We start from the raw sequence: 20,955 nt of genomic DNA, 5'->3' as shown, positions 1-20,955 counted from the left end.
TTCATCCACAAAATAGACTTTCAAAATATGAAAAAATATATTTTAACTCTTGGCATTTTTACTCTGATAGGAGTAACAAGTTGTAGTGAGAAAGAACTTGAATTAAGTCCCTACAACTCAGTAACGGATTCACAAGCATTTGAAACACAGACAGATTTTGATAATGCAGCACGAGGTATGTATGCTCGTAATGTTGGAGGGCTGTCAGGTTTATCGGGTGGTTCGTACTATGCAGGTTCATCAATTAGTCTTCCAGATATTATGTCTGATAATGCTATTATGAGCCGTACTGGTCGTTTATCAAATCGCTTTTTTCATGAATGGCGTTATAATGGCGACATCGCTTGGGATTTATGGACACAAGCATATTCATCTATTCGTAGAGCAAACGGTATTCTTGTTAACATCAATAAATTGCCAGATGGAACTGCTAAAAACAACTTCGAGGGAGAAGCCTTAGCCGTAAGAGCCTTAGCACATTTTGATATGGTTAAATTATATGGAAAAGCCTTTACTCAAGCAAGCGACTCTGATTTAGGTGTTCCTTTCGTGACAAGTACCGACCCTACTGCTAGACCAGCTCGTGAAACGGTAAAATCGAACTATGCTAAAATTGAAGCAGATTTAGTAAAAGCAGCCTCTTTAATTGGTAGTAGTAATGGCATTTATCGTTTCAACAAAGCAGCAGTGTATGGCTTACTTTCACGTTTGTATTTATATGAAGCACAATGGCAAAAAGCAGCCGATGCCGCTACACAGTCTTTAGCATTAAGTTCAAGCCCGGGTTCAATTGCTAACTTCTCAAGTATTTGGAAAGATGCAAGTAACGACGGAGTATTATTGAAATTACAAATTGTTGATAAAGATGCTGTATCGCCAGGAGTTGAATATAGCCAAAGCTCAGCGTCGGGAGTACGTTCAGAATATGTTGTTGATTTTGACCTTTTTAGATTATACAAAGACAATGATGTTCGTAAAACGGCATATATTGGTTCAAGTACTTTCGGAGGATTCAGATATAACAATATCATCAAATATTTTGGACGTGCTACAGGTAATGCAAACGTAGTTGACCCTAAGGTAATCAGAGTAGCAGAAGTATTATTGAATCGTGCAGAGGCTTTAGCACAATTAAATAAAGATGCTGACGCACTTAAAGATTTGAATACTTTGAGAGCAAGCCGTTACATTGGTTTCGTAGCTGCTGATAACCAAGAAGGTGGTAATGCTTTGAAAACCGAAATTGATTTACAAAGACGTCTTGAATTAGCTTTTGAAGGACATCGTTTCTTTGATATTAAACGTAAAGGATTGGCTATCACTCGTTCAAATTGGGGAGATAGATTCGATGGAACAGGAACAACTTATGGTTTCAAAAGCTTAGGAGCTAGTGATCCTAAATTCCAATTGCCTATTCCAACTAATGAAATTCGTACAAATACCAATGTTACACAAAACCCTGGTTATTAGTATTTAAAATAAATTTGTTAAAAAGGCTTTCTTAACATAAAAAGAAAGCCTTTTTTTTCGTTTACATAATGCTTGCTCCTTGATTAATTATCGTTTCTAAATCCTTTATCAATTTCTATCAAAAATAGTTATTATCTTGTGTAGCAAACACTTCAATTTCTATTGAATAAGTCTCCTAAAAACATTTGAATATGAAAAAATTATTACTTTTTACCTTCTTAATAATGGGAAGCATTGGGGCTTTCTCTCAAAAAATCAAAATTGAGTCTATCCCCGGTACTCAAATTGTTGATTATGCCCAAACTCCTGAGCAAGCCAAAGAACGTGTTTTGCCAATGGGCTATACAGAGATGATGAAAGCTAAATTAGCAGCCGATAAAAAGCTCGCTGCCAACACTCGTCAATCAGCAAGCCAAACAGCCAATTTCCAAGTATTTTATGAACAAGGCTCAAACTTGCCAGCAGAAGTAAAAGCCATATTCGAAAAAGCGGCAGCTACTTGGGCAAATGCCTTAAACTCTGATGTTCCTATTAAAATACTGGTGCGTTGGAGAAGTCTTGCTTCTGGCGTTTTAGGTTCGGCTGGTGCTTCTACATACTATCGTAATTTCCCCGGAGCGGCAAAAGCTGGAACTTGGTATCCAATTGCTCTTGCTGAAAAAATGGCAAGAAAAGATTTAAATGGAGAAGACCAAGCAGATATCGTTGCTACATTTAACTCTGACCGTACCGACTGGTACACTGGCGAATCTACACCAACTCGTTTACAGTATGACCTTTATTCGGTTGTATTACACGAATTTGGTCACGGACTTGGCTTTATTGGTACTTTTGGGGCAAATGATACAGTAGCAGGTTGGGGAAGTGGAAGTTTTGTTGGTTCAGCAGGTATTTTTGATAATTTTATCGTAAATAGTACAGGTGTATCTTTAATTGATTCAACTACTATCGAAAACTTTTCGGAAGCACTTCGTAAGGAAGTTGTTGGCGGTAAATTATTCTTAAACAGTCCATCTGCAACAAAAGCTAATGCTAATAAACAACCTAAACTGTATGCCCCAACAACATATAGTGCAGGTTCAAGTATTTATCACGTTGACCAAGCTACTTATCGTATTGGCGATCCGAATGCTTTGATGACACCATCCATTTCTGCGGGAGAATTAACTCGTGACCTCGGACCAATCATTTTAAATCTATTTGCTGATATGGGCTGGGTTAGTAGCTCTATTACTCATGACCCATTCACTGATAATGAAGATACTAATAAAGATTACGTTTTTACCGCTAAAGTATTTGGAGATACTGCTATCAAAGATGGTTCTGTAAAACTTTACATGACTACCTCCAACCTGATTGCAGATGCAAAAGAAGTACCTTTAACTAAAAGTGGTAATCAATATTCATACACACTTCCCAAATCAGCGGATAGAAGACAAATTAGTTATTATTGGCAAGGAGAAGATTTGGCAGGTAGAAAATTAGCGACTCCAGCAGAAGCACCATTAAGTACAAAAGGCTTCACTAATTTCTATCAATTTACCATCGGTGCTGATACCGTGAAACCCGTTATTTCTTACACCAACAACATTTACTCTATTTATACAACTGACACAGAAGTAAAATTACCTCAAGGACAAGCATTCGATAACATCGGGATTGATAGTGCTTATGTTGAATATTATATCAATGATGTGAAGCAAGCACCAATCTTGTTGACCTATACAACTGAGGATAGAACCATTACTTTTGATGGTAGCTTTAAATTTACGGCAGCTCAATTCAAAGGAAATGATGTTGTTAAATATCGCATCGTCGTAAAAGATAAAGCGAAGGCAAGAAATACAAGGTTCTCTCCAGAAACTGGTTTTTATGAATTCAAAGTATTGAAATTATTTGCTGCTGTGAATACCTACAATAATAATTTCGATACTTCGCCTGCGGCTCCAGAAGATTTTTATTTGAAAGGATTTACTTTTTCGAAACCAACTAACTTTACAAGTATTGCTTTAAATTCAGACCATCCTTATAAAAACGGTTCAGAAGAAGTATTTGAATCAGACGGAAACCTTTTTACAAACTACATTGCTCAATTATTAAGACCAATTACTTTGAGAAGTGATACCGCTAAAATCTATTTTGATGAGGTAGTTTTAGTAGAAACAGGTGCTGATGGTTCCGTTTTCCCAGATAGAGATTTCTTTGATTATGTTGTTGTTGAAGGCTCTAAAGACGGTGGCAAAACTTGGCAGTGGTTCCAAGCTGGATGGGATTCTAACGACGACCCTGAATGGGCTAAAGCTTGGACAAGCCTGAATGTTGATAAAGACCAAAACTCAAAAACAATTGGTAATCCTAATCTTTTCAGAAAAAGAGAAATTGATATGCTAAGTTCTGGTGATTTTAAAGCTGGCGATAATGTTTTAGTTCGTTTCAGACTTTTAGCTGACCCATTAGCTCATGGTTGGGGCTGGACTGTGGATAACTTAAATATCCAAGGACCATCTGGCAAGCCAGTTACACCAACAAATCCAACCGTTTTGGGTAATGAAACAAGTAATGATATTGAAATAGCGATTTCGCCAAACCCATCAACTACTGGCGAATACAAAATAAAAGCAAGCTTTGCGAAAGCTACCAAAAACGTAACAATCAATGTCGTAAACATCTTTGGATTGTCTGTTTTCAACGAGCAACATAGCAACTCAGGAAACGAATTTAACCATATTATTAACCTTGGTGGTGTTTCAAATGGTACTTATTTATTGAAACTTCAAACTGAAAATGGAGTAATCAATAAAAAGATAATTTTAGTGAAATAATCTTTTTGAACGAATTCAAGCGAGCCTTTTTGTGTATTCAATCAGGCTCGTTTTTGTTGTTGCTAATACAATTTTTCACAAAAATGTTATAAGTCGAATAGCAATACCTTATCTTTGCGAAGATTTTTCCATTCCTAAAATGGATAAAGTAACATCACAAACTTGGAACAAAAGGCTTTCAATCATTAATATTTGAATTTAGCAAACATAAAATATGTCTTGGTTTACCAGAAAAGATAAGGGTATTCTAACCCCTACAGAATCAAAACGTGAAGCTCCAGATGGGCTTTGGTATCAGTGTCCATCTTGCAAGAAAGCAATGCACACTCGTGAACACCGCTTGTTCGCTTATACTTGTTCAAACTGTAATTATCATGAGAAAATTGGCTCACAGGAGTATTTTGAGCTACTTTTCGACCAAACGAAATATACAGAACTAGACGCAATGCTTTCATCAGGTGACCCTCTGAACTTTGTGGATACAAAACGCTATCCAGACCGTATCAAGGCTACTGAAAAGAAAACAGGTTTGAAAGATGCTGTTAGAACTGCACATGGTAAAGTGAACGATATTGAAATTGTAGTTTCTGCAATGGATTTCTCATTTATCGGTGGTTCTATGGGTTCGGTAGTGGGTGAAAAGATTGCTCGTGGTATCGACTATGCACTTGAACACAAAATCCCATTCTTGATGATTTCAAAATCGGGTGGTGCTAGGATGATGGAAGCAGGTTTCTCTTTAATGCAAATGGCTAAAACTTCTGCAAAATTAGCTTTACTGGCTGAAGCAGGAATTCCTTACATTTCATTATTGACAGACCCAACTACTGGTGGTGTTACGGCTTCTTATGCCATGCTTGGAGATTTCAACATCTCTGAACCAGGTGCTTTGATTGGTTTCGCTGGTCCAAGAGTAATTCGTGAAACCATTGGTAAAGATTTACCTAAAGGCTTCCAAAGTGCAGAATTCGTTTTAGAACACGGTTTCCTTGATTTTATCGTTGACAGAAAAGATTTAAAAGATAAGCTTTCTTCTTTATTGGGAATGTTGGCTTAATAGCTTTAAGCGATAAGCTTTGAGATTATAAAGGGGTTGTTGATTCAGAATCGACAACCCTTTTTATTTCCTCCAGATGGCTGGTACTACCAGCCCATATTAAAATTTGCTTTATGCTATCACATTTGTACGGCAAATATTTGTACATTTACAGCTACAGTATTAGATAATACAAGAAATAGTAACAGGACTTAAACAAAAACATTAACAAATATTAAAGCATAAAATCATGAGAACAGTAATTAACGATAGAATTGATGTTCGGATTAGCAAAGAACAAAAAGAGTTCGTTAAATATGCTTCTGAAATTAGTGGATTTAAAAATCTATCTGAGTTTGTAATTTATTGTATTAATAAACAAGCAAATGAGATAATACTAGAGAACAACTTAATTCTAAAGTCGATTGAAGATAAAAGAGTTTTTGTTGATGCTATATTGAATCCGCCAAAACCTAATAGCAAATTGAAACAAGCTCAATCAAACTACAAAAAATTTATTGAGACCAATGAAAGCTCAGATTCAAAAGTTAGCTAATCTACACAAAAAAGATACTTTTAGCTGTGGGCAACCACTGTTAGACAATTATATAAGTAAACAAGCAAGCCAAGATGTAAAAAGAAAGTTATCGGTATGCTACGTTTTAGTGGATGATGAACAGACTGTTAAAGGCTATTATACATTGTCTGCCAATGCTATCCAAAAAGAATCTTTGCCTGAAGAATTAAGCAAAAAACTTCCGAAAAGTTATGAAGATTTACCTGTTATATTATTGGGTAGATTAGCCATAGACAAATCATTTCAAGGAAAAGGTTTTGGAGAAATTTTACTTTTAGATGCTTTGAACGAATGTTATAAATTGTCGAACCAATTAGGAACGATTGCAGTGATAGTTGATGCGATTGATACAAAAGCTCAAGAGTTTTATGAAGCTTATGGTTTTATTTTACTACCAAGCTCTGGGAAAATGTTTCTTCCAATGAAAACAATTGAAGATTTAGTTTCGAACGAACATTAAAAAAAAATTCATACCAAAAATGGGTTGTTGATTTTGAATCAACAACCCATTTTTATTTTTCTTCGCTACAAAAAAAGCTCTCACAGCCCAAAAAACTCTTAGTGAGCCGAGCCTCCTTTTTTACAGCAAGAAGGTAATTTTTCATAACCTTTTGCATCAGCTGCTACTTCTTCAGCATCGTAACCTACCGCAGAAATTGCTTTCTTGATTTTTTCTACAGATGTTTTCTTTGGATTGAATGTTACTGTAACCACTTTGTCTTTACTTTCTACATTCAAATTAGACTCTGATACTCCTTTTGTGAAAGCTAATTTTTTCTCAATACGCTCTTTGCACATTTCACAAATGGCAGAAGTTTTGATTTTTACGGTTTCTGTCTTAGGTGTTTCGGCAAAAGTGAATACTGAAACCAATAAAAGGACGAATACTAAAATGTTCTTTTTCATGTTGTTGTTTGTTTATTATGTTGTTTAAAAATTTGTTTCTGTTTTATTTCCAGATTTGACAACTTTTAAAAAGTTATAAAAGCTATTGGCTACCTCTTTTAGAATATAGCCCCCCGCTCGAAGAATATAAGCACCTTCTCGGAGAATATAGCTACCCGCTCGAAGAATATGACCACCCGCTTGAAGAATGTAAGCACCTTCTCGGAGAATATGACCACCCGTTCGAAGAATATAAGCACCTTCTCGGAGAATATAGCCACCTGCTCAGAGAATATAAGCTCCCGCTTTTAGAATATAGCCATCCGCTTGAAGAATATTAGCATCCGACTACAATTTACTCATCAATCCTAAATCGCATCAATAGCTTTTCTTTTATGATTTTGCAATTCTTTAAAGCGACTGGGCGTTAGTCCCGTTACTTTTTTGAATTGATTCGATAAATGTTGAACGCTACTGTAATGTAATTGGTCGGCGATTTGGCTTAATGTCAATTCATCGTAAATTAATAATTCTTTTACTCTCTCTGTCTTCTGGAAAATCAAATATTGTTCTATCGTCTTTCCTTCTACTTCCGAAAACAGCGTACTTAAATACTTATAATCTCTGCCAACACGTTCTGCAATCAGAAAAGAAGGCGTAATTTTATCGACATCCGCATCGGATTGATGCACCATTTCAATCACTACATTCTTTATCTTTTCAACAATTTTTTTACGTTTATCATCCAACAATTCAAAGCCAATATTTTCCAATTGTTTCGCTAAAGTACTTTGGATATTTTCGTCTAAATCCTGTTTAATGCTTACTTCACCCAGCTCCATTTGTTGTACTTCAATGTTTAGCTGAGTAAGTATTTGGCTAACCGCCATTTTACAGCGGTCACAAACCATATTTTTGATGTATAATTTCATGACAGCCTATTTAATTTTATAACGCATTCCCACATAAACCATTCGCCCGATAACTGGTCCCCAAACCATTGAGGCATCGAAATTTCTACCGAAAGGGTCATTCGCCGCAATAATCGGATTGCTTTGTGTAAAGTTATTTAGGTTTTCCCCACCCACATACATTTCCCATTTCAAGAAAGCCTTCGTAACCTGTGCGTTAATATTTGAAAAAGCAGGGGCGAAAACAGCAGGAGAAGTTGATGAATGCACGTGACCTTCACTACTATCTGGAATACGACGCTTGCCATTCCATTGCCAAGTGAAATCAAATTTCCATTTATTATAAGGCAAGGCATACGCAATGTTGAATAATACTCTTTCACGGTTGACAAACTGTTTCGGCAACAAAGTAAGCTCGCCCGATGGAGTCAAAACATCGTTTTTCACATCAAATAAACGATAAGCCAATTTGGTTTCGATGCGTTTGCTTGGTGCATAATTTACTTCTGCTTGAAAACTGTTAGAGAACGAGCGACCTTTTAAATTATAGAAACGGACTAAATCAGCATTTTCCATATCTACGATTAATTGGTTTTGGAAGTTGGTTCTATACACATCTAAAATAATCGTTCCTTTTTTGCCAAAGAGATAAAAATCGTTACTTAAACTCGCTCCGAAATTCCAAGACTCTTCTGGACGGATAACTTCTGGCACAGAAAGTTGTCTGGAATTAACTAACATTCCAAAGTTTTCAGCAATGGCATTGGGCATTCTCCAACCTTTCCCTGCACTTAAACGAAGATGCGTTTCAGCATTAATATCATACTTCAAATGCACACGAGGCGTAAATCTTGTTCCGTAAAGGTTATGGAAATCTACTCTTCCACCCCAAACAAGCGTTAATTTATCTGGAATAGTTTCAGTATATTCTACAAAAGCACCCGGTACTGATTCGGTTCTTTTGAAAGTAGAATCGAGATACTTTTCATTATAATCGTCTAACAAATAACTTAATCCAGCTTTGTATTGATGATTGGTATTTCCGAAAATATTTTGATAGATTAAATTAGCATACAAACCCTTTTGAGTACCCGAATAGTTTTTAAAACCAAAATAAGAAACGTTATCATGATAAACGCCATTGACGATAAAACCTAAACCTTGATAAGGCTTTGTTTGATAGAGTTTGGCGGTTTTGCTAAAGAATTCATAACGTTTGGTAGTACTTCCAAAACCATAAGCTTTGGCAGTATTGCGGTCGGTATCGGGATTAAAGTTTACTTGTCCGCCCAAACGGTCTTCATAAAGTGCTTTAATTCCAAACGCCGCCATCATTTTATCACTTTGATACTTCCAACGATTGATGGCATTGTATTGAGTATAAAGTGGTAAATCTAAGAAACCATCCTTGTTTTGGTCTAACTTCGTTTGTAAAGTACTGGCGTGCGTAAGCAAACCAACAGACCATTTTTCATTGATTTTATTGGCTAAATTCAAATTGATTTCTCCCCTACCCTGACTGTTCATATAAGTATTCAAGTACAACTTTTCAGCTACATCAGGTTTGGCTAATTCCACATTCAAAGCACCCGTCATCGACTCGTAGCCACTTACGACCGAACCAGCTCCTTTACCCACATCAATCGAAGAAATCCAAGTACCGGGAATATAATTCAAACCAAAAGTGCTATTTAATCCACGAATAGCGGGAATATTTTCAACATTCGTTTGGATATAATTGCCCGATAAACCTAATAATTGAATCTGTTTTGCACCAGTAACAGCATCCGAATAACTTACTGAAACAGAAGCGTTGGTTTCAAAACTTTCGGACAAATTACAGCAAGCCGCTTTGGCAAGTGCCTTTGAAGTAATGATTTCGGTATGAATAGGATTCATCCTATCGATAGAAGTAGCTTCAGCTTTTACAACAACTTCCGCCAAAGCCGCATTTTCTGGACTGAGATAAATCTCTAAAAATTCTAAGGAATGAACCATCAACGTGTCAGTTTTATAACCTACCGAACTGACAATTAATTGATGATTTTGGGGAGCTTTTGATAGAGAAAATTCTCCTTTTTCGTCGGATGAAGTTCCTCTTTGAGCATTCTGCCAACGGAGTGTTGCACCGATAATGGCTTCTTTTTTTCCGTCAGATTTTTTTTCTAAAACAATTCCTCGAACAATTTCTCCATTTTGAGAAAAAGTCTGGAAACTAATTACTATATTACTGATTATAAGGACAATAAACCCAGAGAGTCTTTTTAAAACGACAGTAGAATTCATGTTTTTTTGATGTTAAAATTTTAAAACGAAGAGGCTTTTGCTTATATATCAACAATAAGATAACGCAATTACCTGAAAGATAACGTTTGAGATTCTAACAAAAAATCAGATTAAGAAAGACTGGATGAAAATTAGGCGTTCTCGCCCAAACAAAGGCGGAGCAGTATTGTAGTAATGAGGAATTTTAAAAGAAACTGACTGTGCAACCCAAGCGAATGTAGGTAAAAGATGCGTTTCTACTAACCAATCGAAAGCAGGAAAATGAAAATCAACATTTACTCCTTGCGAAGCATTTGGCGTAATTTTATAATGCGTAACTGCATCAGAACAACACTTTGCTCTTTTGATGGTAGTCTTAGATGAACCATTGGTCATCTTAGCTTTACTGGCACAACAAGAACGTTTGGGTTGCGTATAAGTAACTTTACTTTTACCACTAATTTTACAAAGATGCTCATACATAGCAAATCCAACGCTTGCAAAAAGCACTTGGAACGCCATCAAAAGGCAAAATATGCGTATGAGTATTTTTTTCATGATTGGCTGTAAGAATTACGCTATCAGTCTTCGGCAATCAGCTTTCGGCTAAAATATTTAAAGAAAACTGCTTTGTATCTAATGCTAAATCTTGTGATTCAACTAAAACTGATAGCCGACGACTGAAAGCCGAATGCTAAAAGCTGTCACAAAGATACACATTTACAACATTACAAGTATTTATATTTGTTTCTGATAATGTTGCATAATTTTCTGATTTAAGAAGTAGAAATATTTTCATCCTGCAAAACGTAGTATTCACCCATGAAAAATACAATTGGTGTATAATTATAGATAATATTCAGAAAATCAATCCACCTTTGATTCACAATGAAACACAAATTCAATATCGAACTAATTTTCTGGCTGGGTGCTTTAATCTGGCTGTTTTTTGATAATCCACTGGAAAATCATTTTACACTTTGTCCGATAAAGAATTTAGGATTTTCATTTTGTCCGGGTTGCGGAATTGGGCATTCGATTTCGTTTTTATTACACGGAAATCTAAAGCAATCATTTGACAGCCATCCACTTGGATTTTTTGCCTTGATTGTCATTATTCACAGAATTATTACTTTAATAAAAAAATACTTACCAACATTTAAACATACAAAACTATGAATCCGAACCTAATGATGATGCTTTCTAACCTTGAAGCTGAGGAAGCCATGTTTATTCAAAATTTAATTAAAGATTACTCAGAAGACCAACAAAAAACCTTCGTGATGATGTATCAAAACAAACGCCGAGATAGCACACTTATTTTGGTGACAATAGTAGTTGGTTTCTTTGGTTTTGCAGGTATTCAAAGATTCTTGACAGACCAAATCGGAATGGGAATACTTTATTTCTTTACAGGCGGTTTGTGCTTTATCGGTACAATCGTCGATTTAGTAAATTATAAAAGTTTGGCTTTTGAATACAATCAAAAAGCCGCTTTCGAGACTTTACATTTAATGAAAACGTGGAATCAATAATTTGATATAATTTCCATAAAAGGCTTTCTATCAGGTATTAAAAACATTAATATCTTGTTAGAAAGCCTTTTTTTATTATCCCAATCGTGAATCAACAATACTTATCAGGATTGTTTTTTCAAAAAAATATCCTAAATTTCATAGAATTTGAGTATTAATTCTTTCAGCTATACTCTTTAGGTTCAAATCAGGAATAATATAAACTATGGAAAAAACTTTTTCACGCCGAGCGGCTCTACAGGGAGTCGGTGCGGTAACTGCAACCATGCTAACTTCTTCGCTCAGCAATCGCATTGAAGCGGCAGACACACAGATAGGTGCCGCATTAAAAGGTAGAGTAAATCACTCTGCCTGTCGTTGGTGTTATTCATCTATTCCTTTTGAAGATTTATGTAAATCTGCGAAAGAAATCGGAATGCAAAGTCTTGAATTGACTGGACCTTCGGAATGGGAAATCTTAAAAAAATATGATTTAACATCTGCTATGGGTTGGCCAGAGGCAAACAACTGGGGAAATGGCATGGGTTTAACAAGTTGTTTCAACAATGTTAAAAATCATGATGCTTTAGTGGCTTTGTATGAAGACTTAATTCCGAAAGCGGCTAAAGCTGGTATTAAAAACCTAATTACTTTTTCTGGGAACAGAAATGGTTTAAGCGATGAAGATGGATTGATTAATTGTAAAAAAGGTTTGCAAAGAATCATGAAAACAGCTGAAAAACATGATGTAACCATCACGATGGAGCTGTTGAACTCTAAAGTAAATCACAAAGATTATCAATGTGACCATACCGATTGGGGTGCTGCTTTATGCGAAATGGTTGGTTCTGATAAATTCAAATTGCTTTACGATATTTATCACATGCAAATCATGGAAGGGGACGTAATTGCAACGATTAAAAAATATCACCAATACATTTCTCATTATCACACAGGTGGTGTTCCGGGTAGAAATGAAATTGATGATTCACAAGAATTATATTACCCAGCTATCATGAAAGCAATTGTTGATACTGGTTATAAAGGTTTTGTAGGACAAGAGTTTATTCCTGCAAAATCTGATAAAATTGCTTCATTAAAACAAGGTGTTTTAATCTGCGATGTGTAAATAGAAAAAGCCTTTTAATTCTTGATTTGAATTAAAAGGCTTTTTTTATTTTGACTTGCTACACTTAGTTCATCACTAATACTTTCTTCACTTTTTCAAAACTATCTGTTTTGAGTTTGATGTAATAAACATTTCCGATTGAACCTGTCAGCTTTATCGTTTTGGGTGTATCAAATTTCCCAATTTTAAATTCTTCGATAATTTTACCCTCCATGGTATAAACTGTCAATTCAGCACCTACTAAATCCTCCACCACTTGAATCGTAATATCACCCGTAGCACTTGGATTAGGATAGACATTTACTCCTTCAAAAGATAAATCTTGAACATACTTATACACATTTGAAGGTTTCGAATAACACATCAATTTTCCACCCGGCAAGGCTACTTGGTTGTACACAACACTTGCCTGTACTTGATAATCACCATCTTTTTTCACTTTAATTGTTTTTGTGATAAAGCTCTTTTGCTCATCGCCATTATATTTCCAGATATATCCTTCATCGTCACCATTACTTTGTGCTTCTAAATAGAAAGCACCCGCTTGTGAAATAACAGGAGTACTTGGAAGCGAACGTACATCAACAGTAATATTATTGGAAGGTGCTGAAAAACATGAGTTTCTATCTTCTACTCTAGCAAAATAACTTCCTGATTTATTGATAGCAATTGTATTATTAGAGCCTGTTCCTAGAGAGTCGTTAGTACTTTTATACCAATAAGCTTTATTAGTATTGGCAGTAGATAAAGTAACACTTTCGCCATCGCAAAAGACAGTACTTGAAGCATTGGTAATCTGTGGAGCAGCAGGCAATGGATTAATATTCAGAATGATTGGCTGCGATGGTTTAGAAAGACATGCAAATGTACTTACCGCTTGAACCGTTACATTGCCAGCCGTATTTACTGTAATTGTACTGCTAGTACTTGATGAAATACTCCATTTATAACTATTAGCCTGTACACCGATAGCCGTCAAAGAAACATTTTTATCAGCACAGAATGGATTTGAACCTCTGATTATAATTGATGGTGCCGATGGAAGTGGATTAACCGTTGTTTTTATCGTATCAGAACTTGCCACAGATTTACAGCCGTTAGTATCAATAATGGCTACACCAATTGAATTGGCTTTTTTCCAAGTAAAAATTCTTCCGCTGATATTACTTTGTAGTTGTCCGTCAACTGTCCATTGATACACATTTTTACTACCATTCGTTGTTGTACTTGGTAAACTTGCTTCTAGTAAAGTACTATCGCCATCACAGAAAATTTTTGGACGAACAATTCTCAATGTTGGTTTATTCGGTAATGGGTTTACAGTAACTTTCAGTACCCTAGAATAAGCAGAGAAACATCCAAAAACATCTCTTACTTTTACAGAATATCTTCCAGAAGTATCAGTTGTGATAGATGAAGAAATGGCTATTTCTTTTTGAGTATCTTCATTTCTCCAGCTATATCGGTCAACGTTTCCATTAGCAATTAATGCTCTTAAAGTAACATTTCCACCCTTACAGAAAGTAGCAATTGGTGAAGCCAAAATACTAGCTGGCTGTGGTGCTTCACGCACACTCACTTTTACACTTTTTGAAATTTTAGAAACACATTTCTTCGCACTAATTGCTTGAACAGCGTACTCGCCTGGTTCATTAATCACAACTGATTGTGTCTTGTTAAAGACAGAACTATTGAGCGTATTCGTCCAAATATATTCACTTCCAACTACCGAAGACGACAACGTAACGGTAGAATCTGGACAGAAAATTAATGGTCCATTTGCTAAAACATTTGGTGTATTAGGCAAAGGATTAACAATAACTGTTACTGGATTAGAAGCATCTTTTGATTTACAACCTTTATCTGAGATAGCAATTACAGAGATTACTGAAGAGATTTTCACATCAATCTGAGCGGTTGTTTGTCCGTTGCTCCAAAGATACCCCGAAGCCGTTGAAGACCTTAATGTGGTAAAATCTTCATCACAAAATTCAAGTGGGCGACTTGCAGTAATGGTAGGTTTTGCAGGCAAAGGATTTACCGTTAGTACTGTAACCAAAGAAGGAGCAGAAGTACAGGTATTTCCATCAGTATAAGTTAAGCTATAATTTCCAGCAGAATTTACGGTAATACTTCTTGCTTTCTTTCCATTATTCCACGAATATACTCCGTTACCTTTATTGTTTGCACTAAGTACAGTGCTATCAAGATTACAAATACTTACTGCTGTTCCTTCAAGAATAACAGGAGGACTTGGGTTGGCATTTACCGTCACAATCAGCGGTTCTGAAGCGATAGAAAAACAGCCAAAAATATTTTTAGCCTTAACGGTGAATGTATTACTTGCTGTTACGGTTATACCATTTTTGCCTGTAGTTTGAATATCAGTGCCATTTGTTCTACTCCATAAATTACTATTGCTTGTATAAGAAGAAGTTAAAACAACACTTCCACCATCGCAAAAAGTAGTAGCTCCACCAGCAGTAATAGAAGGTTTTGCAGGATTCACAGACAACACTAAAGATTGAACCGCTGAAGTATCAGAAACACAACCCACTTCATTGATTAAAGTTACTTTAAAGTTATAAGAACTGTCTGCTTTAACATCAGCTCTTGTAACGATAAGCGTATTCACTTTTGATGAAAGTATTGTGGCATCTCGTTTCCAGATGTATCTACTTCCACCGCTTGTTGCTATTAATGTTTTTGTTTCTGTACCACAAACCAAATTCGAACTTGGTGTTGCAATAACTGGCTTAATTGGTTTAGGTGAAACTTTCAAGCCAACAGCTAAAGAAGTATCAGAAAGACAACCTACAGAGTTTTGTAATATTACTCTATACTGATAAACTCCAGCCTTTGTAACATCATTACCCGTAACGATTAAAGCATTTATTTTTGAAGACAAAGTAGTTGTATCTCTTTTCCAGATATAGGAAGTACCGCCAGTTGTTGCTGTAAGTGTTTTAGTACTTATGCCACAAATTGCATTGGTATCAACTGCTGCAATAACAGGTTTAACAGGTTTTGGAGAAACCTTTAAACTAAGTATAGCTGAAGTATCAGAGACACAACCAACTGAATTTTTCAGCACAACTTTATAACTATAAGTACCCGCTAATAAAACATCTGTTCCTTTAACGGATAAAGTATTAATCGCTGATGCTAATGTTGTAGTATCTCGTTTCCAAACATAAGACGCTCCACCACTCGTAGCTGTTAATGTTTTTAAATCTGTTCCACAAACTAAGTTTGGACTGACAGATGAAATCACTGGAGTAGCAGGTTTTGGAGAAACCTTTAAGCTAATCGCTACCGAAGTATCTGAAAAACAACCAGCAGTATTTTTTAGAACAACTTTATACTTATATGTACCTGCTACTAAAACATCTGTTCCTTTAACAGATAAAGTATTAATAACAGCACTTAGCGTTGTAGTATCACGCTTCCAAATATAAGAAGCACCACCACTTGTAGCCGTTAAAGTTGTTGTATTCGTTCCACAAATTAAATTGGGGTTTACTGGCGAAATAATTGGCGTTGTGGGTTTTGGAGAATATGTCAAATTGATGACCGATGAAGTATCAGAAACACAACCAACTGCATTTTGAAGAACTACTTTATACTTATAAACTCCTGCTGTAACAAGACTTGCTCCGCTGATTGTTAAACTACTGGTCGTTGTACCCAGTATTGTTCCATCCCGTTTCCATACATAAGAACTTCCACCACTCGTTGCCGTTAATGTTTTTGAATCTGTTCCACAAATTAAGCTTGAACTTAATGGTGAAATTACGGGTGTAGCAGGTTTGGGAGAAACCTTTAAACTAATAGCCACAGAAGTATCAGAAGTACAACCAACAGCGTTTTGGTAAACTACTTTATAGTTGTAAGTTCCAGCCGTAGAAACATCATTCCCTGATACTGCTAAAGTATTAATCGTTGAACCAAGAGTTGTTCCATCACGCTTCCAAACATAAGAAGTACCTCCACTGGTTGCAGAAAGCGTCTTTGTATCTGTTCCACAAATTAAATTGGGACTTACTGCTGAAATTACTGGTGTTGTGGGTTTCGGTGAAACCTTCAAACTGACAGCTGTACTTGTTGATGTACAACCTGTTGTGCTATTAGTTGTGGAAACAGTATAAGAATAAGTACTCGCAGTTGATACTGAAGTTCCTGCAACGGATAAAGTTGCAGTGGTGATGCTTAAGGATGTTCCGTCTCTTTTCCATTCATAATTAGTTGCTCCACTGGCTACAATATTTCTAGTACTTGTGCCACAAACAGCTGTTACAACATCAGTTGGTGGAGTCACCGTTGGAGCAATAGGAACAATTTGCGTAACAGTAAAAGCACCCACTGAAATATAAGAACCAATCGCAGTTTGTTTTACTTTTGCCGTATAAGTTCCGGGCGTGGCAAGATAAGTTTGTGTTGAAGCAACTAAAACATTACTGGCATTATACCATTCATAAACAACATAACCACTTGGTAAAGTGAGTTTGGATGTTCCGGTACCTGTACAAGTATAAACACCAGCAGCAGTAATTGTTGGGGTTTGTGCAGACGATACCTTTAATGATAGGATCAACCAAATCATTAAAAGATATGAACAGCTTGTTTTCATAGTTATTGAGTTGATTGCTTTTGTTACAAACGGATGCTGTAATCAAATGAAGTTGATGGGTACTGTAATAATCTACATTTCAGATAAAATCGATGAAATGTAGATTATAAAATATTTTTACTCAGAATCACTTTCGAGTTGTTCAACATCCTCAGTCGGTTTTTCTACTGGTGGTTGAGCATTCTGTAAAGTTGTCCACAATAAATCTTTCAATTCTGTTAATCCCTGCTGCATTGCTGAAGAAATTAATACGTATGGTAAGTTTTCGGGAATCTGTTTCAGGATTCTATCTTTATCTTCTTCAGATATTACTAAATCCATTTTTGAAACAGCCAAAATTCTTTCTTTATCCAACAAAGCAGGGTTATATTGCTTTAATTCATTGAGAAGAATTAGATACTCTTCTTCGATGTTTTCTACCGAAGCAGGCACTAAAAACAACAAAATAGAATTTCGCTCGATATGTCTTAAAAATCTAGTGCCTAAGCCTTTACCCTCAGCCGCACCTTCGATAATCCCCGGAATATCAGCCATGATAAATGACTTGAAATTTCTATAGGCAACCACACCTAAATTAGGAGTAAGTGTTGTAAAAGGATAATCTGCGATTTCAGGAGTAGCAGCCGACATTACTGAAAGTAAAGTTGACTTTCCTGCATTCGGGAAACCCACCAAACCTACGTCTGCCAATACTTTTAGTTCTAAAACTACCCACATGTCTTCGCCTATTTCACCTGGCTGTGCATAATGTGGAGCTTGATTTGTTGATGATTTAAAATTGGTATTACCTAAACCGCCTCTTCCTCCTTTCAAAAGAATTACTTCTTCACCATTTTTGGTCACTTCTGCTAATACTTCGCCTGTTTCAGGGTCTTTTACAATTGTTCCTAACGGAACATCAATGATTGCATCTTCACCTTGAAGCCCCGAACGGCGTCCGCCTTCGCCACCTTTTCCGTCTTTCGCAAAAATATGTTTTTGGTATTTTAGGTGGAGTAAAGTCCAGTGTTGTGAGTTTCCTCTCAGAACAACGTGTCCTCCACGACCGCCATCACCACCATCTGGACCACCTTTAGGTACGTGTTTTTCACGACGAAAATGGCTAGAGCCGCTTCCTCCGTGGCCCGAACGGACGTTAATTTTTACGTAGTCAATGAAGTTGGATGCCATGATATTTTGGATATTATTGATTGATTTAAAAATGGGTAATTCGTAGAAATATAAAATCGCCACAAATTACCCACAGATAAATTATTTTACTGCATCAATTGCAGTACAGATATTAGTAAAAATTTCTTCGATATTTCCGATTCCGTTTACTTTAGATACTTTGCCTTGAGCGTCGTAATATGGTAAAACATGAACTGTTTTAGAGAAGTATTCGTCGATACGCTTCAACAATTTATCAGCATCATCATCAGCACGACCCGATACTTTTTGTCTTTCAGCAATTCTATTTTTGATTTCGTCTTCGTTAACATCTAACTGAACTACACCATTAATTTTTTGTCCGTTTTTGGTCAAATAAGCATCTAATGCTTCTGCTTGTGTTACAGTACGTGGAAAGCCGTCAAAGATAAAGCCTTTTGCTTCAGGATTGTTCTTTACTTCTTCTTCTAGCATATCTATCGTCACCGAATCTGGTACTAAAAGCCCATCAGCTAAGATTTGTTTCACACGTTGCCCTAGTTCAGTATTATTAGAAATGTGCATGCGAAACATATCTCCTGTAGAAATATGTACTAACTGATACTTTTCAATTAATTTAGCTGACTGTGTTCCTTTACCTGCACCTGGAGGGCCGAATAAGACGAGATTTAACATTGGTTACACCGTTATTTTTAAAGTTCTTTATTAACGTTTTGTTATAAGACTACAAATTTACGAGAACCATAATGAAATATCTGCTAATTGTCTGATAATTTAGCAAATGAGGTATAGATGAATCAAAACTAGCGATGATTGACAAGGCAATATCCAGTAAACTTTACTAGTTTTATGCTTATTTTGTTAGAATAAATTTATAAACAGACTCCCAATAAATAATGCTCAATGTTGCACTCATTGGTTTTGGTTTATCAGGCAGATACCTCCAAGCCCCATTTTTCTCGGTAAATCCCAATTTCAATCTTAAAACGATTGTTTCTAATAGTCAAAATCCAAAAGAATATTTTCCTGCTGTTGAAGTAATGAAAAGTTTGGAAGAAGTATTAGCCGACGATGCTATCGACTTGGTAAGTATTTGTTCCCCAAACGCTACACATTACGAATTTGCTAAGAAATGTTTGTTAGCAGATAAGCACGTATTGGTAGAAAAACCTTTCACTGCAACTGCTGAACAAGCAGAAGAATTGATTCAATTATCGAAAGAAAGAGGTAAAATCATCTCTATTTACCAAAATCGCCGTTTTGATAGCGATTTTATGACGGTAAAAAAAGTAATTGAAGATGGTTTATTAGGAGATTTATTAAGCTACGAAGTACATTTCGACCGCTACAAGCCAATTTTAAATGCCAAGAAATGGAAAGAAACCAACAATGCTGCTAATGGTATTTTGTATGATTTAGGTTCGCATATTATCGACCAAGCAATTGTACTTTTTGGTACACCAGAAAAAGTATGGGGTGAAACTTGTACACAAAGAGAAGGCTCAGAAATTGATGATTCTTTCGACATCCGTCTTGATTATGGTAAGCTAAAAGTTACCTTAAAATCAAGTTTGATGGTTCGTGAAGAAGGACCTAGATATATTTTACATGGTACAAAAGGTTCTTTTGTAAAATATGGAATAGATGTACAAGAAGACCATCTGAAAGCAGGTATTTTGCCAAACATGGAAGGTTTCGGAATTGAACCAGCCATTCAAGCAGGAATACTTAACAGCGATGTAAACGGTTTACATTTCAGAGGAACGATTGAAACACTAAAAGGCGATTGGGGAATACTTTTCCAAAACCTTTACGAAGCCATTACTGGCAAAGCTGAAGTTTTGGTAAAACCAGAAGAAGTTTTGGAGCAAATTAAGATTATGGAGCAGATTAAGAGGTATTAAGCGGACAGCTTTCGGTCTTCGGCTATCAGTCAAAATTTACTTTTAAGTTCACTCAAAGTGGTCTTATAGAGCACTCGGAGTGCATTAGAGTTCACTCGAAGCGGTCTTGTAGAGCACTCTGAGTGCATTAGAGTTCACTCGAAGCGGTCTTATAGAGCACTCCGAGTGCATTAGAGTTCACACGAAGCGGTCTTATAGAGCACTCCGAGTGCATTAGAGTTCACACGAAGCGGTCTTATAGAGTACTTTGAGTGCATTAGAGTTCACTTGAAGCGGTCTTATAGAGCACTCTGAGTGCATTAGAGTTTGCTTGAAGCGGTCTTATAGAGCACTCCGAGTGCATTAGAGTTCACTCGAAGCGGTCTTTTAGAGCACTCCGAGTGCATTAGAGTTCACTCGTAGCGGTCTTACTGAGCACTCGGAGTGCATTAGAGTTCACTCGAAGCGGTCTTATAGAGTACTCTGAGTGCATTAGAGTTCACTTGAAGTGGTCTTATAGAGCACTCCCCTAATTGACTCAGTATTAAAACCTAAAAGCTTGAACGGCACCCTCCCCTTAGTTGTGTAAGTTTTGTTGGGGCTTTGATTTTTTAAAAAATCAAAGCCCCAACAAAAAACTTTAAATAACTTAGCAACAATAATTGTCATTTTTATGGATAAGTC

General features: G+C 36.2%; 17 protein-coding genes. 9 read left to right on the top strand and 8 right to left on the bottom strand.

Going from position 1 to position 20,955, the window contains the following annotated elements:
• Positions 1 to 27: 27 nt before the first annotated feature.
• The 5 genes from VB776_RS22050 (at position 28) to VB776_RS22030 (ending at position 6,365) form a co-directional block, all read left to right on the top strand.
• The gene (locus VB776_RS22050; protein WP_323699036.1) at positions 28 to 1,470 is read left to right on the top strand and encodes a RagB/SusD family nutrient uptake outer membrane protein; all 1,443 of its coding nucleotides are present in this window, start codon (positions 28 to 30) and stop codon (positions 1,468 to 1,470) included.
• A gap of 191 nt (positions 1,471 to 1,661) precedes the next feature.
• Entirely contained in the window at positions 1,662 to 4,292 is a 2,631-nt protein-coding gene (locus VB776_RS22045) for a T9SS type A sorting domain-containing protein (protein WP_323699035.1), read from the top strand.
• A 214-nt stretch (positions 4,293 to 4,506) separates the two neighbouring features.
• The gene (gene accD, locus VB776_RS22040; RefSeq protein WP_323256664.1) at positions 4,507 to 5,349 is read left to right on the top strand and encodes an acetyl-CoA carboxylase, carboxyltransferase subunit beta; all 843 of its coding nucleotides are present in this window, start codon (positions 4,507 to 4,509) and stop codon (positions 5,347 to 5,349) included.
• Positions 5,350 to 5,578: 229 nt separating this feature from the next.
• A complete protein-coding gene (locus tag VB776_RS22035) occupies positions 5,579 to 5,884 on the top strand; it encodes a type II toxin-antitoxin system TacA family antitoxin (protein ID WP_323699034.1) in 306 nt (101 codons plus the stop codon).
• On the top strand, positions 5,856 to 6,365 hold the full coding sequence (locus VB776_RS22030; protein WP_323699033.1) for a GNAT family N-acetyltransferase: 510 nt from the start codon (positions 5,856 to 5,858) through the stop codon (positions 6,363 to 6,365). Before VB776_RS22035 ends, VB776_RS22030 begins: the two co-directional genes overlap by 29 nt.
• Before the next feature lie 98 nt (positions 6,366 to 6,463).
• Here VB776_RS22030 and VB776_RS22025 read toward each other — a convergent pair whose 3' ends face one another.
• The 4 genes from VB776_RS22025 to VB776_RS22010 form a co-directional block, all read right to left on the bottom strand.
• Positions 6,464 to 6,811 carry a heavy-metal-associated domain-containing protein gene (locus VB776_RS22025; RefSeq protein WP_323699032.1) on the bottom strand — a complete coding sequence of 116 codons (348 nt, stop codon included), beginning with the start codon at positions 6,809 to 6,811 and terminating at the stop codon, positions 6,464 to 6,466.
• Between the two features lie 347 nt (positions 6,812 to 7,158).
• Positions 7,159 to 7,722 carry a helix-turn-helix domain-containing protein gene (locus VB776_RS22020; RefSeq protein WP_323699031.1) on the bottom strand — a complete coding sequence of 188 codons (564 nt, stop codon included), beginning with the start codon at positions 7,720 to 7,722 and terminating at the stop codon, positions 7,159 to 7,161.
• Between the two features lie 6 nt (positions 7,723 to 7,728).
• Positions 7,729 to 9,987 (bottom strand): TonB-dependent receptor, encoded by a 2,259-nt coding sequence (locus VB776_RS22015; protein WP_323699030.1) that lies wholly within the window; start codon positions 9,985 to 9,987, stop codon positions 7,729 to 7,731.
• Between the two features lie 105 nt (positions 9,988 to 10,092).
• Positions 10,093 to 10,524, bottom strand: coding sequence for an HYC_CC_PP family protein (locus VB776_RS22010; protein ID WP_323699029.1), 432 nt, complete (start codon positions 10,522 to 10,524; stop codon positions 10,093 to 10,095).
• 330 nt (positions 10,525 to 10,854) lie between these two features.
• Here VB776_RS22010 and VB776_RS22005 point away from each other — a divergent pair, with 330 nt between their 5' ends.
• The 3 genes from VB776_RS22005 (at position 10,855) to VB776_RS21995 (ending at position 12,609) form a co-directional block, all read left to right on the top strand.
• A complete protein-coding gene (locus tag VB776_RS22005) occupies positions 10,855 to 11,145 on the top strand; it encodes a DUF2752 domain-containing protein (protein ID WP_323699028.1) in 291 nt (96 codons plus the stop codon).
• The gene (locus VB776_RS22000) at positions 11,142 to 11,501 is read left to right on the top strand and encodes a TM2 domain-containing protein (protein WP_323699027.1); all 360 of its coding nucleotides are present in this window, start codon (positions 11,142 to 11,144) and stop codon (positions 11,499 to 11,501) included. Before VB776_RS22005 ends, VB776_RS22000 begins: the two co-directional genes overlap by 4 nt.
• A 205-nt stretch (positions 11,502 to 11,706) precedes the next feature.
• A complete protein-coding gene (locus VB776_RS21995; protein WP_323699026.1) occupies positions 11,707 to 12,609 on the top strand; it encodes a hydroxypyruvate isomerase family protein in 903 nt (300 codons plus the stop codon).
• Positions 12,610 to 12,673: 64 nt separating this feature from the next.
• On the opposite strand, the gene VB776_RS21990 is transcribed toward VB776_RS21995, so the two are convergent.
• The 3 genes from VB776_RS21990 to VB776_RS21980 all read right to left on the bottom strand — a co-directional run bounded on the left by VB776_RS21990 (position 12,674) and on the right by VB776_RS21980 (position 19,063).
• A complete protein-coding gene (locus VB776_RS21990; protein ID WP_323699025.1) occupies positions 12,674 to 17,239 on the bottom strand; it encodes an Ig-like domain-containing protein in 4,566 nt (1,521 codons plus the stop codon).
• A gap of 117 nt (positions 17,240 to 17,356) precedes the next feature.
• Positions 17,357 to 18,412 (bottom strand): GTPase ObgE, encoded by a 1,056-nt coding sequence (gene obgE, locus VB776_RS21985; protein WP_323699064.1) that lies wholly within the window; start codon positions 18,410 to 18,412, stop codon positions 17,357 to 17,359.
• A gap of 78 nt (positions 18,413 to 18,490) precedes the next feature.
• Positions 18,491 to 19,063 carry an adenylate kinase gene (locus tag VB776_RS21980; RefSeq protein ID WP_323256686.1) on the bottom strand — a complete coding sequence of 191 codons (573 nt, stop codon included), beginning with the start codon at positions 19,061 to 19,063 and terminating at the stop codon, positions 18,491 to 18,493.
• Positions 19,064 to 19,284: 221 nt separating this feature from the next.
• Here VB776_RS21980 and VB776_RS21975 point away from each other — a divergent pair, with 221 nt between their 5' ends.
• Positions 19,285 to 20,292 (top strand): Gfo/Idh/MocA family oxidoreductase, encoded by a 1,008-nt coding sequence (locus VB776_RS21975; protein ID WP_323699024.1) that lies wholly within the window; start codon positions 19,285 to 19,287, stop codon positions 20,290 to 20,292.
• Between the two features lie 471 nt (positions 20,293 to 20,763).
• Here VB776_RS21975 and VB776_RS21970 read toward each other — a convergent pair.
• Positions 20,764 to 20,955, bottom strand: a 192-nt coding sequence (locus VB776_RS21970; protein ID WP_323699023.1) for a hypothetical protein, incomplete at its 5' end; no start/stop codon positions are given.

The organism is Arcicella gelida (genome assembly GCF_034931025.1).
In the GTDB taxonomy this organism is placed as follows: domain Bacteria; phylum Bacteroidota; class Bacteroidia; order Cytophagales; family Spirosomataceae; genus Arcicella; species Arcicella gelida.
The sequence above is the reverse complement of the archived record's forward strand: the minus strand, read 5'-3'. Positions and strand labels throughout refer to the sequence as shown.